This is a genomic window from Haematobacter missouriensis (assembly GCF_000740775.1).
Classification (GTDB): domain Bacteria; phylum Pseudomonadota; class Alphaproteobacteria; order Rhodobacterales; family Rhodobacteraceae; genus Haematobacter; species Haematobacter missouriensis.
In genome coordinates this window covers 1-14,437 of record NZ_JFGS01000041.1, presented here as the reverse complement: position 1 = coordinate 14,437, position 14,437 = coordinate 1, and the positions used below count along the sequence as shown (strand labels likewise).

The following is a 14,437-nucleotide window of genomic DNA, read 5'->3' as shown; positions in this document are numbered from 1 at the left end:
GTCAGACCCCCAGCTCCTGGTTGAGCAGTTCCATCTTGTCGGCCAGTTGCGAGACGGGGAATTCGGCCGTCATCTGCCCGTGGTCCATCAGGTAGAACCGGTCCGCGATCTTGGAGGCGAAGCGGAAGTTCTGCTCCACCAGCACCACGGTCATCCCGCGCGCCTTGAGTTTCACCAGCACCTCGCCGATCCGCTGGATGATGACGGGAGCCAGACCCTCCGTCGGCTCGTCCAGCAGGATGCATTTCACGCCCGTGCGCAGGATCCGCGCCATGGCGAGCATCTGCTGCTCGCCCCCCGACAGTTTGGTGCCGGGCGAGTTGCGCCGCTCCAGCAGGTTCGGGAACAGGTCGTATATCTCATCGAGACTCATGCCGCCCGGCGCCACCACCGGCGGCAGCAGCAGGTTCTCCTCGACCGAAAGGGTGGCGAAGATGCCCCGCTCCTCCGGGACGAAGCCGATGCCCGTGCGCGCCACCTTGTAGAGCGGCATGGCCATCAGGTTCTGGCCGGCAAAGGTGATCTCGCCCGTGCGCTTCCGCAGGATACCCATGATCGTGCGCAGCGTCGTCGTCTTGCCCATGCCGTTCCGGCCGAGGATGCAGATCATCTCGCCTTCATCGACATGGAGGTTCACGCCGTGAAGAACATGGCTCTCGCCATACCAGGCTTGCAGGTTCTTTACTGTCAGCAGCGCGGCCATCTAGTCCTCCGTGCCCATGTAGGCCGTGCGCACGCGGGGGTCGCGGCTCACGGTCCCGTAATCGCCCGAGGCGATGATCTCCCCCCGCTGGAGCACCGTGACGTGGTGGCAGATGTCGGCCACGACCGACAGGTTGTGCTCCACCATCAGCACGGCACGGTCCTTGGCCACCTCGCGGATGATATCGGCCACCATGTGCACATCCTCCTGCCCCATGCCGGCCATCGGCTCGTCGAGCAGCAGAACCTGCGGGTCGAGCGCCAGCGTCGTCGCGATTTCCAGCACGCGCTTGCGCCCATAGGACAGGTCCGCCGCGCGGGTGTGCAGGTAGGACTTGAGCCCCAGATGCTCCACCAGTTCCTCGGCCCGCCCGTTCAGCCGGTCGAGCGCGGACAGGGGCATCCAGAACTGCGTGGCCAGCCCCGCCGGCCGCTGAAGCGCGACGCGCACGTTTTCCAGCACCGTCAGATGCGGAAACACCGCCGAGATCTGGAACGACCGCACCATGCCCATGCGCGCGATCCTGTCGGACCGCGTGCCAGTGATGTCGGTGCCCAGAAGCTCGATCTTTCCCCGCGTGGGCTGAAGGAACTTCGTCAGTAAGTTGAATACCGTGGTCTTGCCGGCGCCGTTCGGCCCGATCAGCGCGTGAATCCGGGCGTGACGAACATCAAGATCCACGTTGTTGACCGCTGTGAACCCCGCGAAGTCCTTGCCCAAGCCCCGGGCGCTAAGAACCACCCGGGCATCGTCATGTGCCTGCTGCATCGCCACCATCGTCATTGAGCCAAGGGGCAGCCGGTCGTCTTGGGATCAGGATAGGCATCCTTCCCCGGAACCGTCGCCAGAATGTTGTAGAAATCCGAATCGCCCTTCATTTCCTCGGGCTTCTTCACCTCGATGAGATAGACATCGCTCGCCATCCGCCCGTTCGGCCAGACCACGCCGTTCTGGGTGAAGGAGTCCTTCACCGGCATCTCGTGCAGCTTGGCCGCCACCGCGTCAGGATCGTCCGTGCCCGCGGCCTCGATCGCCTTCAGATACTGAAGCACGGCCGAATAGGTGCCCGCATGGATCATGTTGGGATAGACCCCGGCCTTGGCCTTGATCCGTTCGCCCAGCTCGCGCGAGATGTCGTTGGCATCCCAGTAGTAGGATTCCGCCAGCACCAGGCCCTGCCCCGCCGCCACGCCGATGCCCCGCACCTCCGGCAGCGTGAACAACAGGGCCGCCATCCGCTGGCCGCCCTGAACGATGCCGAATTCCGACGCCTGCTTGATCGCGCTCTGCGTGTCCAGACCGGCGGAGGCCAGACCGACGACCTTCGCGCCGGAGGCCTGCGCCTGCAGCAGGAAGGAGGAGTAGTCGGTCGTGCCGATCGGATGGCGGACGGAGCCGAGCACCTTGCCACCCTTCTCCTCCACCACCTTCGTGGTCGAAGCCTCGAGGTTGTGGCCGAACGCATAGTCGGAGGTCAGGAAGAACCAGCTGTCACCGCCCTCCGCCACCAGCGCGCCGCCCACCACGTTGGACAGCATCGTCGTGTCATAGGCCCAGTGGAAATTGTAGGGCGTGCAGGCCTTGCCGGAAATATCCGCCGCCCCGCCGCCCGTGACCATGGTGATCTTCCTGGCATCCTTCGACAGCCCCACAACCGCAAGCGCCACGGCGGAATTCGGCAGGTCGGTGATCATGTCCACCTGCTCGGTATCGTACCACTGCCGCGCGATGTTCGATGCCACGTCGGGCTTGTTCTGGTGATCGGCGGTGATGACCTCGATCGGCATACCCAGAACGGTGCCACCGAACTCCTCCACGGCGACGAGCGCGGCCTGATAGGAGGTGCGCCCGGTCGTGTCCGCATAGACACCGGACTGATCGTTCAAGACACCGATCTTCACCTTGCCGTCGGAGATCTTCGCCTCCTGAGCAGCGACGGATCCCGCAAGAGAACCGGCGATCAGTGCAAGCGCCGCAACGCCGGTCATAAGTGTGTTTTTCATTCTCCCCTCCCCTGGTTGAACGTCTTACTGCGTCAGCGGGCAACCACTGTCCTTCGCGCTCACATTGGCCTGTTCACCCGGCACTGTGGCGAGAATGTTGAAGAAATCGTCGGTCCCTGACATTTCGGAGGGCTTCTTGACCTCCAGCAGGAACACGTCGCTCACCATGCGCCCGTTCGGCAGCACCTTGCCGTTGCGGGCGAAGGCGTCGTGAACCGGCATCTCGTGCAGCTTGGCGGCGACCGCCTTGCCATCGTCGGTGCCCGCGGCCTCGATGGCCTTGAGGTACTGCATCACGGCCGAATAGGTCCCCGCATGCAAGCTGTTCGGATAGACGCCGGCGCGGGCCTTGATCTTTTCGCCGAGCGCGCGGGACTCGTCATCGTGATCCCAGTAATAAGCTTCCGTCATCACGAGGCCCTGTGCCGCCTCTGCCCCGAGACCACGAACGTCGGTAAGCGTGAACAGCAGCGCCGCGAATTTCTGCCCGCCCGCCGTGATGCCGAATTCCTGCCCCTGCTTGATGGCGTTGGCGGTGTCCAGCCCGGCAGAGGCCAGCCCGATCACCTTGGCACCCGAAGACTGCGCCTGCAGCAGGAACGACGAATAGTCCGTCGTGCCAAGTGGGTGACGGACGGAGCCGAGCACCTTGCCCCCCTTCTCCTCCACGACCTTGGTCGTCGCCTGCTCGAGACTATGGCCGAACACGTAGTCGGCAGTCAGGAAATACCAGCTGTCACCGCCCTGATCGACCAGGGCGCCGCCCACCACGCGGGAGAGCATCTCCGTGTCATAGGCCCACTGGAAGGCGAGCGGCGTGCATTGCGCCCCCGAGATGAGCGCCGAACCGCCGCCGACCGCGATCGTGACCTTCCCCCGCTCGAGGCTCAGCGCCTGCACCGCCAGCGCGACGGAAGACGTGGGCAGATCCATGATCGTGTCCACCTGCTCGGTGTCATACCATTGCCGCGCGATGTTGGAACCGATGTCGGTCTTGTTCTGGTGATCGGCTGCGACGATTTCTATCGGCGCGCCCAGCACCGTGCCGCCGAAATCCTCCACCGCCTGACGCGCCGCCTCGACCGAGGTCCGCCCTCCGGTATCGGCATATACGCCCGACTGGTCGTTCATGATGCCGATCTTGACCTTGCCGTCAGAGATGCCCTGCGCCGCGAGCGGCCCTGCCGCGAGCAATGCCGCGACGGCGACGGAAGCCGCATAACCTTGAATCTTCATCCTACCCCTCCATGAAGTTCCGTGGACCTGCCATGTCGATCCGGTCTCCCCAACCGGATCGGGGCGGGCCGGACAGTCCGGCCACACCCATCGCATCACCCTGTCAGTTGACCAGCGGGCAGCCCGACTTCGCCGGGTCGGCAAACGCCTGCGCTCCGGGGATCGTCGCCTTCACCGTGTAGTAGTCCCACGGAACGTCGCTTTCGCCGGGTTTTTTCACTTCCATCAGATAGGCGTCGGTAATAAGCCGCCCGTTCGCGCCGACATGGCCGTTCTCGCTGAACACGTCATGCACCGGCAGTTCGTGAAGCTTCTTGGCCACTGCCTCGGTCTCGTCCGTGCCCGCGGCCTCGACCGCCTTCAGGTAGGAGAGCACCGCCGAATAGGTGCCAGCCTGAACCATGTTCGGCATGACCTTCGTGCGCTCGAAGAACCGCTTGCCGAACTCCCGGCTCGCATCGTTGCGGTTCCAGTAGAAGCTCTCCGTCAGGTTCAGTCCCTGCGCCGTCTCCAACCCGAGGCCATTGACCTCCGCCAGCGTGAACAGCAGCGCGGCGAGCTTCTGCCCGCCCGCGGTGATGCCGAACTCCGCCGCTTGCTTGATGGTGTTCTGTGTGTCGAGGCCCGCGTTCGCCAGCCCGATCACCTTGGCGCCGGAAGATTGCGCCTGAAGCAGGAAGGAGGAATAGTCCGTCGTGGACAGCGGGTGACGCACCGAACCAACGACCTTGCCGCCCTTCTCCTCCACTACGTGGGTTGTCTGCTCCTCAAGGCTGTAGCCAAAGGCATAGTCCGCCGTCAGGAAGAACCAGCTGTCGCCGCCGCCCTCGACCAGCGCACCGCCCGTTCCGACCGCGAGCATGTGGGTGTCATAGGCCCAGTGGAACCCGTAGGGGGTGCATTGCTTGCCCGTCAGCTCTGCCGTGGCGGCGCCGGTGTTGATGGTGATCTTCTTCTTCTCCAGGCTCAGCGCCTGCACCGCCAGCCCCACGGAGGAGGTGGTCAGCTCCATGATCGTGTCCACCTGCTCGGTGTCATACCACTGCCGCGCGATGTTGGAGGCGATGTCAGGCTTGTTCTGATGGTCCGCCGTGAGCACTTCGATCGGAGCGCCAAGAACAGTGCCGCCGAAATCCTCGACCGCCATCTTCGCCGCCTCGAAGGAGGCCTTGCCGCCGAAATCGGCATAGACACCGGACTGGTCGTTCAGGATGCCGATCTTGACCTTGCCGTCGGATATTTCGGCCAGCGCCGGGCCGGCCGTCAGCGCGCAGATCGCCGCTGTCATCAGAAGTCTTTGCATGTATCCCCCCTCGCAACCGCCCTGCCGGGACGGCGCGCTCCATCCGCCGGATCACCCGGCTCCTCTCCATCTTTGTCATCTGCGACACTGCCTCCACTTCCCTCCGGAGCGCCGCAGGGTTACTTAGCCAGAGCGTCGCGAGCCATGCAAGAGAGGCAATGCAGATATTCGCGGTAAAGGACCATCATGTGGTCTCCGACGTCCTTCATCCAACGCCATTTCTCTCAGTAGAACCGGCATTTTTCCAAATTGAAGGCAGAAGCGCGAAAACTGGGCAGGCCGAATCGTTCCACATAACGGACCTTCGGCAAGCCGGCGAGTCACCTCGCTCGGCCCGCCGGCAAAAAGCGACCTCACCCGGCTCTCAACACATCGTGGATGCTCAACGCCCGGAGGCGACGGCCCCCCGCCGCCAGAGGCGCGCATGGCACGCGGGGGGAAATGCCCGCAGAAAAGGGGAGGACGGCGACGCGCCCTCCCTTCTTCATGACCACAAGACGCGCGCCTCACGACCACCATCGCAAAGGTCAGGCCAGTTCCAGCACCAGCTTGCCCGTCACGCCCCGGCCCGACAGCCGCGCGATCGCCTCTCCCGCCCGCTCGAGCGGCAGGACATCGGCCACGGGCGGCTTCACGGCGCCCCGCGCATGCAGCGCCAGCAGCTCGTCCATCGCGCGGTGATGTGCCGCCGGGTCCCGGCGCACGGCCGCCCCCCAGAACACGCCCCGGATATCGCAGCTTTTCAGCAGCGTGAGGTTCAGCGGAATCGACGGGATTCCCGCCGGAAAACCCACGACCAGATAGCGCCCGCCCCAGGCCAGCGTGCGCAGCGCCGGTTCCGCATAGCCGCCGCCCACCGTGTCGAACACGATATCCGCCCCGTCCGGCATCGCCTCCTTGAACGCCGTGGCGAGCGCCCGCCCCGCCTCCCGGTCTCCGCCCACCGTGGCAGGATAGAGCACCGCGCCCTCCGCTCCCCGGTCACTGGCCAGCGCCAGCTTCTCTGCATTGGAGGCCGCCGCCACGACACGCGCGCCCGCCGCCACGGCAAGCTCCACCGCCGCCAGCCCGACACCACCGCCCGCACCCAGCACGAGCACCGTCTCCCCCGCCTTCAGGTCGCCCCGCTCCTGCAGCCCGTAGAGCGCGGTGCCATAGGTCATCTGCAGCGCCGCCGCCTCGACAAAACCGATGCCCTCGGTCAGCGGATGGCAACGCCACGCCTCCACCGTCACCTGCTCCGCCATGCCGCCTGATGTGAGAAAGGCCATCACCCTGTCGCCCCTCGCGAAGCCGGTGACGTCCGGCCCGACGGCCTCCACGACGCCCGCAACCTCCGCGCCGGGTGAAAAAGGACGCGGCGGACGCACCTGATAGCGGTCCTCGATGATCAGCGCGTCGGGAAAGTTCACCCCCGCCGCATGGACGCGGATCGTCACCTCTCCCGGCCCCGGCGCAGGCGCATCCGCCGTCTCCGCCACGACCAGCGTCTCCGGGCCACCCGGCTCCCTGCTCAACACTGCACGCATGTCTCTCCTCCAAGTTCCTGACATTTGTAAGGCATCCTAGCCGCGCGCGGGCCGTGCGCCAATCCCCTCCCTGCGTTTGACCCGGAAATGCCCGCGGAACTCCCGATAAAAGCTCTGGCCTCGGCCGGGCTGCGTCACCGCGCCATGCCTCCGGACTTTCCGACGCAGGCCGCCCTGCAAAGCCTCCGGCCCCAGCTTTCCCCAACTCCGCTCCCGCAACCTCCCCGCCTCCCGCGGTGGCGGCCCGACGCCCCGTCTCCACTTCGTGACCGCCGCATCCGACGGAAAGCGGCGACACCTGCGTTGAAGCTGTCACAGAATGCGGCTCGCCCGCAGGAAAATCGCCGGAAACAGGCCACATGACAGACGAGAAATTCCCCGCCGTGTTGCAGCGCCCTGCCCGCTCTGCAATGGCGAACGACCAGCCTCTGACCGGATACGCCAGACCATGACCCTCCCCCGCCTGCGACGGTTCCTCCTCCTTCTCCTGCTCCTCCTGCTGGCCGGGGGCGCCGCGTGGTGGTTGTGGCAACGCAACCAGACCCCCGCCCAACCCGCGGTGCTGACCGCAACCGTCGTGCGCGGCAACATAGAGCAGACGGTTTTGGCCACCGGAACGCTCCGCCCGGCGCGGCTGGTGGCGGTCGGCTCGCAGGTCTCGGGCCGCATCACCTCGGTCGATGTGACGCTGGGCCAGACGGTCAGCGCGGGCGACCTCATAGCCCAGATCGACAGCCGCACGCAGGAGAACGCGCTCAAGACGGCGCAGGCCGCACTCGCCGCCTCCGAGGCCCAGCGGCTGGAAAAGGAAGCCTCCCTCCGGCTGGCGGAGATCACGCTCACCCGGCAGTCGGGCCTTTACGAACGCCGCGCCGTCTCGCAGGCGGATGTGGATACCGCGCGCGCCAACGTGGATACGGCCAATGCGCAGATCGCGGCGCTGGACGCCCAGATCGAACAGGGGAAGGTCGCCGTCAGCAACGCTCAGACCAACCTCGGCTATACCCGGATCACCGCGCCGATCGACGGCACCGTGCTTGCCGTCACCAGCCAGCAGGGCCAGACGCTGAACGCCAACCAGTCCACCCCCACCATCGTCGTGCTGGGCCAACTCGACCGCATGACTGTGGAGGCGGAGATTTCCGAGGCCGACATCCTCAAGGTCTCCCCCGGTCAGGACGTGTATTTCTCCGTTCTGGGCGACAGCGGTCGCCGCTATGAGGGGAAGCTTGAAACCATAGACCCCGCGCCGGAATCCATCACCAGCGACCGGGCGATCTCCACCTCCACCTCCTCCAGCAGTTCTTCGTCCTCCACCTCCGCCATCTATTACTTCGGCAATTTCGATATCGACAACGCAGATGGGCGGCTTCGCACCTACATGACTGCGGAGGTCCATATCGTGCTGGGCCGCGCGACGGGGGTGCTGACCATCCCCTCCGCTGCCGTGAGCCTTCCGCGGGCCGACGGCAGCCGCTCCGTTCAGGTGCAGGCGGCGGATGGCAGCGTCTCCCGCCGTCAGGTGGAGATCGGGCTGGACGACAAGGTGACGGCGGAAGTGATCTCGGGCCTGCAGGAGGGCGACCGCGTCGTTACCGGCACGGCAGCGGGCGTGACGGGCGACGGCAGCCAGCGCCGTCCGCGCGGCCCCATGGGCTTCTGAGGCACGGGCAATGGCACAGGACACCCCCCTCCCCCCGCGACAGAACCCGCAAGGCGCGCCCGCTAGCCCGCCCGCTCCCGCGTCCCTGTCGTCCGCCGAGACACCGCCGCCGGGCGACACCGCGCCCCGCCCGGAGCCGCGGCACGACGAGCCTCTTCGCCACCCGCAGGATGCCTCTCCCCGGACGGAGGATGGCCCCGAAGCCCTGCGCCATCCGTCCGCGCAGGACATGGCCCGACATGCCGCACCACCGACCCGACCTCCGGCCCGGCCCCGGTCGCTGGGCGCGCCTCCCCCCGCGCGGGAACCGTTGATCGAGCTGACCCGCGTCACACGCGAATACCCCTCCGGCGACGGCACGGTCGCCGTGCTGAAGGGCATCGACCTCACCATCGCGCGGGGAGAGATGGTCGCCATCGTCGGCGCCTCCGGTTCCGGAAAATCCACGCTGATGAACATTCTCGGCTGTCTCGACCGGCCCAGCTCCGGGAGCTACCGCATCTCCGGGCGGGAAACATCGCAGCTTTCGCCCGATGAGCTTGCCGCCCTCCGGCGCGAGCATTTCGGCTTCATCTTCCAGCGCTACAACCTGCTGCCCGAACTCACTGCGCTCGGCAATGTGGAGGTGCCCGCGATCTATGCCGGGCGCTCCCGCGGGGATCGGGAGCCGCGGGCGGCAGCCCTTCTCGGACGTCTCGGGCTTGCGGACAAGGTACGAAACCATCCCAACCAGCTTTCGGGCGGCCAGCAACAGCGCGTCTCCATCGCGCGCGCGCTTATGAACGGCGCAGAGGTGATCCTCGCCGACGAACCGACCGGCGCGCTGGACACCGCCAGCGGTCAGGAAGTGCTGCGCATCCTCGACGAACTCCATGCGGAGGGGCGCACCGTCATCATCGTCACCCATGATCCCGGCATCGCCGCCCGTGCCGAACGGATCATCGAGATCCGCGACGGGGAGATCATCGGCGACCACCCGACCGGCCGGGTCGCCCCCCCTGTCCGCACCGAGACCGGCAGTCCGCTCCCCGGTGGCACACCCCCTGACGGGCCGCCGCCCACCGCTCCCACCCCAGTCGTTCCCACCCCAGTCGTTCCCACCCCGGTCGTTCCCACCCCGGTCTCGGCTGGTCCTTTCCCAGCCAGTGCCCGCTCCCGCCGCACCGGCCCCGCGATGCTGGCCACGCGCCTCCGCGAAGCCTTCCTCATGGCCCTGACGGCGATGAGCGCGCACAAGCTGCGCACCTTCCTGACCATGCTGGGCATCATCATCGGCATAGCGTCCGTCGTGTCGGTGGTCGCGCTCGGCGCGGGGTCGCGGCAGCAGGTGCTGGCGAACATCTCCAGCCTCGGCACCAACACGCTGGAGATCTTCGCCGGGCGCGACTTCGGCGATACCCGCTCCGGGCGGATCACCACGCTCGTCGTCTCCGATGCGCAGGCCCTGTCGCTCCAGCCCTACGTGGCCGCAGTCACGCCCACCGTCTCCACGTCCAAGACCATCCGCTACGGCGCGACGGAGGTCTCCACCCTCGTCAACGGCGTGGGGGAGCAGTTCTTCGATGCCCGCGGCGCGAAACTCGTGGCGGGGCGGCTGTTCGATGCGGGCGACGTGGCCAGCCTCTCCCAGGATGCGGTGATCGACGAAAACACCCTCGTCACCCTGTTCCCCGATGGCGATGCCGTGGGCAAGGTCGTGCTCATCGGCAACGTCCCCGTGCGCATCACTGGCGTGGTGCAGGTCCAGCAGGGCTTCGGGCCCAGCCAGAACCTCTCCGTCTATCTGCCCTATACCACCGTCCAGTCCCGCTTTCTCGGCTCCACCTCACTGCGCAGCATCACCGTGCGGGTGGCCGATGCGGTGGATACCAACCTTGCCGAGCAGGCCGTGACCCAGCTCCTGACCCAGCGGCACGGGAACAAGGATTTCTTCATCCTCAACACCGACGACATCCGGCAGACCATTACGGCGACGACGCAGGCGCTGACGCTTCTCATCGCCTCCATCGCGGTGATCTCGCTGGTCGTGGGGGGGATCGGGGTGATGAACATCATGCTGGTCTCCGTCTCAGAACGGGTGAGCGAGATCGGCGTGCGCATGGCGGTGGGCGCGCGGGCGGGCGACATCCTCCAGCAGTTCCTGATCGAAGCCGTGCTTGTCTGCCTGATCGGCGGGTTCCTCGGCGTGGCGGCGGCGCTGGCCTTCGGCTATATCTTCAGCCTGATGAGCACGACCTTCACGCTCATCTATTCGCCTGCCTCCATCGTCGCGGCCTTCCTTTCCTCCACACTGATCGGGGTGGTGTTCGGGTACCTCCCGGCGCGGAACGCCTCGCGCCTCGACCCGGTGGTGGCGCTGTCGAAAGCATAGCGGACCTCAGCCGCCGCGGGACGCCCGGCCTGTGGGCCGGGCTCAAAGCCACTCCACATCGTAGAGCCGATACACCCGGTCGGAGGAGAGGATCACCAACCCCTCCGCCCGCGCCTGCGCCGCCAGAAGCGGGGTGATTGGCGGCAGAAGGGACAACCCGGCCTTCGCCATCGGGAGCGGCTCAGACGGCGTCATCACCGAACGGCCGCCCTGCCCCCGACTGCCGCGCCCGTCACGCGCCCGCGCCTGCCCTCTGGCCATGGCGCCTGCAGCCGCGACATGCTCTGCCGTGACAGCCAGCATGCGGCAGCCCGCGCGGCGCAGAGTGTCCGCCAGATCGCCACGGATCTCCAGCTCCCCGGACGCGCGCCAGCCTTCGATCTGCCACAGGACGGCCGCGCTGACCACGACCGCCTCAGCCGCTGCCAGCGCCGCCCTGTGCCGCGCAGAGAGCGCCTCCTCTGCCAGAGCCGCGAGCAGCACCTCCGCATCCGGAAAGGCCTTCACACGCCCGCTCCGCCGCTCCCACGCGTGTCACCGTCAGCATCTCCGTCTCCGGTTCCGGAAGCGTCGCCCTCCGAAACCCGCCACAGGATGCGGCCCGACAGCGCCCCGATCAGCGGCACCTCCGCCCCCTGCCCCGCTGCGACGATCCGGGCGACGGGGCGGCCGTAGCGGGTCAGCTCCACCGTCTCCCCTGCTTCCGCGCGACGGATCAGGTCTGAAAACCGCGCCTTGGCATCCGCGACCGATATCCGCATCTCCGCTCCATTATGACCAAGATTATGGTCATATTTCTATGCAATCAGATCGGCTCCAGCAAGCGGCGGATTTCCTCTGCCAGAAGCGACATCAATTGGCTGTCCGCATTGCGCCCCCGAAGCCGCAAGGTGAACCCGTCATCCAGCCGCTGACATTCGAGCGTGATGCCGTTGGCAAGGCTCTCCCGCGCGGATGGCGGCTTCTCCCGCTTCGGTCGGCCGCCCCGCTCCGGCTTCACAGGCACATCGCCCTGTTGCACCACCGGCTCCAGCAGCGCCCATTCCTGCGCGGCATCCGCGCCCATGCCGGAGCCGAGCGCCTCCCGCAGCTCAGGACCAAGACCGTTGCGGATCGCTTGCGCCAGCCTGAGCCCGTTCCGCTCCGAAAGGTCGGTCGGGAAAGCCAGCAAATCGCCCAGTTCCTCATGCACCAGCGCGAAGCTGCGGATCTTTGAGCGTTTTGCCTTGGAGGCTGCAGCAAAGATCGCATCGACCGCCTCCTCCGGCGCACGGAACGCGCCCTGCTCCGCCGCGATCACCGCGATACGGCCCCGTTCATAAGGCGTGAGCGCGGCACGGACCTCGTTTTCCTCCACCATTGCGGCATAGGCGCTCCCCGAGTCGTCTGCGCCGCGAATGATCGCCTGCACGGTCTGCACACCGCCGTGCTCCGCCAGCTCCCGCAGTGCCGTAACGCGCCGCCAACCTGAGATCAGGCCGTAGCGCCCGCCTCCGACCGGCACGACCTCCACCGGAAGTCGCTGGCCGCTGGCCCGGAGCGACGCCTTCAACTCCTCCATCTCCTCGCGCGAGACGCTCATCCTGTCCCGCACGATATGGTCAAGCGCAATGGCGGCAAGCGGCAGGTTCTCCACAATGCGGCCCTGCTCCACCGCCTCCCGCCACGCGCCGGCATCCGACGCATCGCGCGCTGCCTTTACCCTTTGTTCAGGAGTGCCGGGTTCACTGAGCCTCGCAGCCTCTGCCACGACGCTCGCAATAGGCGGCACGGTGATACCGAACCGGTCGGGCACAGGTTTCGCCGCGAAACCTTCCTCGAGAGCAGCCAGTTCTGCCGCATCCGGCGCCTCAAGCTTCCTGCGCTTCGCCATGTTCCGCCTCCTCCTTCGCCATCTGCATGTCGCGCCACCAGGAGCCGATCAGCAGTTCCTTGAATTCCGCATAGGTCCGGTCAAAAGCCTCACGGCCGCGGAGATAGGTGTCCCGGTTGAACTCGCGGTAATCCGCCTCGTAGATGCCATTGATCTGCTCGCCGGCCTGTCCGACCAGCGCCGTGAATTCTTGCCGATAGGCATTCATGAAGTCGCCGAAATAGGCTTGGATCACGTTGGCAAGGTCGGTCTGCTGGCTCGCGTCGAACCGCGTGACGATGGCGCGCACCACATCCCATTCGAACTTCACCTCCGGCAGCCCCGCGATTCTGCGCTGCGCGTTCTCACCCTCCTCGATGGAGGCAAAGGTCGAATACAGCATGTCGAAAAAGCGACCCGTGGAATCGAACTCCAGAAAGGATGCGCCAAGCGGCACGAGCAGGATATCCGCCGCCGCCAGCGAGTTTATGGTGAGGTAGCCAAGCGCGGGCGGGGTATCGAGGAAAACGATGTCGTAGGTGTCGAGGACGCCGTCCGAACTCAGGAAATTGCCCAACGCATCCCATAGTGGCCAGGAGCGCAGGCCCATGCGCCAGACAGGAATCTGGAACTCCGCCCAGTAGAGGTTGAGCTGCGCACCAATCAAGTCGATATTGGGCCAGTGGGTGGATTGAATAAGGTTTCGCGGCGAAACCGTCAGCGCTTCCGTCAGGGTTTCATCCAGCGGCAGGGCAGGGGTGCCGCTTGCCGCGCGGACCTCATTCTCCGCCACGATGGCCTGGGCGTAATCCCTGGCGATGAGGGGAAAGACCGTCTTCCACTCATCGGGCACCACACCGCCCAGCAGCGAGGTCATGGAGCCCTGGCTGTCCAGATCGATCACCAGCACCCGATAGCCATCCAGCGCCGCTGCCATGGCGAGATGGGCGGCGGTTGTTGTCTTGCCCGAGCCGCCCTTGAAGTTGGCGACAGCCACGACTTTCGCGGGCAAACCTTCGGGCCGGAAAGGACGGTACTCCTTCGACGCAGAGCCTTCCTTGGCAAAGAAGTCGCGCAGTGTCAGCACCTCCTCCAGTGTGAACCACTTGGAGCCCGCATCGCCTTCGCCTTGGGGAAGGTCGGGGTTCGCGCGAAGAACACGCCGCAGATGTGCGGGCGCGACGGGAATCAGATACCGTGTGATCTCCCACAGCGAAAATTTTCGCAGGTGCTTGCGTCCGTCCGGGGCGTATCCGCGGCGGGCAAGATCGTCGCGTCCCCGTGCGCAGAAGGCCGCTGCCTTGGCGAAGCGGGCGGTATCAACCGGGCCGCCGAGACGGCTTGCGGCGCGCGCCGGGTCTATGTTCTGATAGGGTTGTAAGGGTGTCTCGGGTCGTTTGCTCATCTGTTCCCGCCTCATGTGCGCCGTTCCGGCTGTCATGCGCAAAACTATCGCACATCAATTCTCCTCTGCAAACAAGAGAGAAGGTTTCGCCGCGAAACCTGTGTGGAAAGCATGAATAATGCATCATTCAAGCGTACTCTCCGCTTTGACTTCTTTTACTACTTTGAAAGCTTTGGGCAGAATAAATGTTGATAAACCATTGTATTATGAAGTGACAGGAACCTTTCCACGGGCTGAAAGGAATCTAAACGCAGGGAGCCGGGTACCGAACTCCGGGATGGACGGTACCTGCTTTCGGGGAGGGGTGGAATGAAGCGACAGACGGGGCGTCACGGCACCATTTGTGGGCACCTCGATTTTTCACTGAATTCC

12 protein-coding genes are annotated in these 14,437 nt (G+C 65.9%); 2 read left to right on the top strand and 10 right to left on the bottom strand.

Features of this window, described 5'->3' with window-relative positions; all coding sequences use genetic code 11:
• Position 1 precedes the first annotated feature (1 nt).
• The 6 genes from CG51_RS16735 to CG51_RS16710 form a co-directional block, all read right to left on the bottom strand.
• Positions 2 to 703 carry an ABC transporter ATP-binding protein gene (locus CG51_RS16735; protein WP_035746927.1) on the bottom strand — a complete coding sequence of 234 codons (702 nt, stop codon included), beginning with the start codon at positions 701 to 703 and terminating at the stop codon, positions 2 to 4.
• Positions 704 to 1,471, bottom strand: a complete 768-nt coding sequence (locus CG51_RS16730; RefSeq protein ID WP_035746939.1) for an ABC transporter ATP-binding protein — start codon at positions 1,469 to 1,471, stop codon at positions 704 to 706.
• A gap of 11 nt (positions 1,472 to 1,482) precedes the next feature.
• Positions 1,483 to 2,706 (bottom strand): ABC transporter substrate-binding protein, encoded by a 1,224-nt coding sequence (locus CG51_RS16725; protein WP_035746925.1) that lies wholly within the window; start codon positions 2,704 to 2,706, stop codon positions 1,483 to 1,485.
• A gap of 24 nt (positions 2,707 to 2,730) precedes the next feature.
• Positions 2,731 to 3,942 (bottom strand): ABC transporter substrate-binding protein, encoded by a 1,212-nt coding sequence (locus CG51_RS16720; protein ID WP_035746923.1) that lies wholly within the window; start codon positions 3,940 to 3,942, stop codon positions 2,731 to 2,733.
• 103 nt (positions 3,943 to 4,045) lie between these two features.
• Positions 4,046 to 5,245, bottom strand: a complete 1,200-nt coding sequence (locus tag CG51_RS16715) for an ABC transporter substrate-binding protein (protein WP_035746921.1) — start codon at positions 5,243 to 5,245, stop codon at positions 4,046 to 4,048.
• Positions 5,246 to 5,772: 527 nt separating this feature from the next.
• Positions 5,773 to 6,774, bottom strand: coding sequence for an NADPH:quinone oxidoreductase family protein (locus CG51_RS16710; protein ID WP_035746919.1), 1,002 nt, complete (start codon positions 6,772 to 6,774; stop codon positions 5,773 to 5,775).
• Between the two features lie 448 nt (positions 6,775 to 7,222).
• On the opposite strand from CG51_RS16710, the gene CG51_RS16705 reads away from it, so the two are divergent.
• Positions 7,223 to 8,437, top strand: a complete 1,215-nt coding sequence (locus CG51_RS16705) for an efflux RND transporter periplasmic adaptor subunit (protein WP_035746917.1) — start codon at positions 7,223 to 7,225, stop codon at positions 8,435 to 8,437.
• 10 nt (positions 8,438 to 8,447) lie between these two features.
• Complete coding sequence (locus tag CG51_RS16700; RefSeq protein ID WP_244901181.1) at positions 8,448 to 10,808, top strand: MacB family efflux pump subunit; 2,361 nt, start codon at positions 8,448 to 8,450, stop codon at positions 10,806 to 10,808.
• A gap of 42 nt (positions 10,809 to 10,850) precedes the next feature.
• Here CG51_RS16700 and CG51_RS16695 read toward each other — a convergent pair whose 3' ends face one another.
• From CG51_RS16695 to CG51_RS16680, 4 genes are read right to left on the bottom strand one after another with little or no spacing between them, the layout of a single operon-like run.
• A complete protein-coding gene (locus CG51_RS16695; protein WP_035746913.1) occupies positions 10,851 to 11,315 on the bottom strand; it encodes a PIN domain-containing protein in 465 nt (154 codons plus the stop codon).
• Positions 11,312 to 11,569, bottom strand: coding sequence for a type II toxin-antitoxin system Phd/YefM family antitoxin (locus CG51_RS19285; RefSeq protein WP_051930785.1), 258 nt, complete (start codon positions 11,567 to 11,569; stop codon positions 11,312 to 11,314). The genes CG51_RS16695 and CG51_RS19285 overlap by 4 nt, the downstream gene beginning before the upstream one ends.
• A 44-nt stretch (positions 11,570 to 11,613) precedes the next feature.
• Positions 11,614 to 12,681, bottom strand: coding sequence for a ParB/RepB/Spo0J family partition protein (locus CG51_RS16685; protein ID WP_035746912.1), 1,068 nt, complete (start codon positions 12,679 to 12,681; stop codon positions 11,614 to 11,616).
• Positions 12,659 to 14,065, bottom strand: a complete 1,407-nt coding sequence (locus tag CG51_RS16680) for an AAA family ATPase (RefSeq protein ID WP_035746937.1) — start codon at positions 14,063 to 14,065, stop codon at positions 12,659 to 12,661. Before CG51_RS16680 ends, CG51_RS16685 begins: the two co-directional genes overlap by 23 nt.
• Between the last annotated feature and the right edge of the window lie 372 nt (positions 14,066 to 14,437).

Excerpts from the sequence above, each read along its gene's own strand:
- CG51_RS16730 (WP_035746939.1), bottom strand. The coding sequence starts at position 1,471 with ATGCAGCAGGCACATGACGATGCCCGGGTGGTTCTTAGCGCCCGGGGC.
- CG51_RS16710 (WP_035746919.1), bottom strand. The coding sequence starts at position 6,774 with ATGCGTGCAGTGTTGAGCAGGGAGCCGGGTGGCCCGGAGACGCTGGTC.
- CG51_RS16725 (WP_035746925.1), bottom strand. The coding sequence starts at position 2,706 with ATGAAAAACACACTTATGACCGGCGTTGCGGCGCTTGCACTGATCGCC.
- CG51_RS19285 (WP_051930785.1), bottom strand. The coding sequence starts at position 11,569 with ATGCGGATATCGGTCGCGGATGCCAAGGCGCGGTTTTCAGACCTGATC.
- CG51_RS16680 (WP_035746937.1), bottom strand. The coding sequence starts at position 14,065 with ATGAGCAAACGACCCGAGACACCCTTACAACCCTATCAGAACATAGAC.
- CG51_RS16705 (WP_035746917.1), top strand. The coding sequence starts at position 7,223 with ATGACCCTCCCCCGCCTGCGACGGTTCCTCCTCCTTCTCCTGCTCCTC.
- CG51_RS16700 (WP_244901181.1), top strand. The coding sequence starts at position 8,448 with ATGGCACAGGACACCCCCCTCCCCCCGCGACAGAACCCGCAAGGCGCG.
- CG51_RS16720 (WP_035746923.1), bottom strand. The coding sequence starts at position 3,942 with ATGAAGATTCAAGGTTATGCGGCTTCCGTCGCCGTCGCGGCATTGCTC.
- CG51_RS16735 (WP_035746927.1), bottom strand. The coding sequence starts at position 703 with ATGGCCGCGCTGCTGACAGTAAAGAACCTGCAAGCCTGGTATGGCGAG.
- CG51_RS16715 (WP_035746921.1), bottom strand. The coding sequence starts at position 5,245 with ATGCAAAGACTTCTGATGACAGCGGCGATCTGCGCGCTGACGGCCGGC.
- CG51_RS16685 (WP_035746912.1), bottom strand. The coding sequence starts at position 12,681 with ATGGCGAAGCGCAGGAAGCTTGAGGCGCCGGATGCGGCAGAACTGGCT.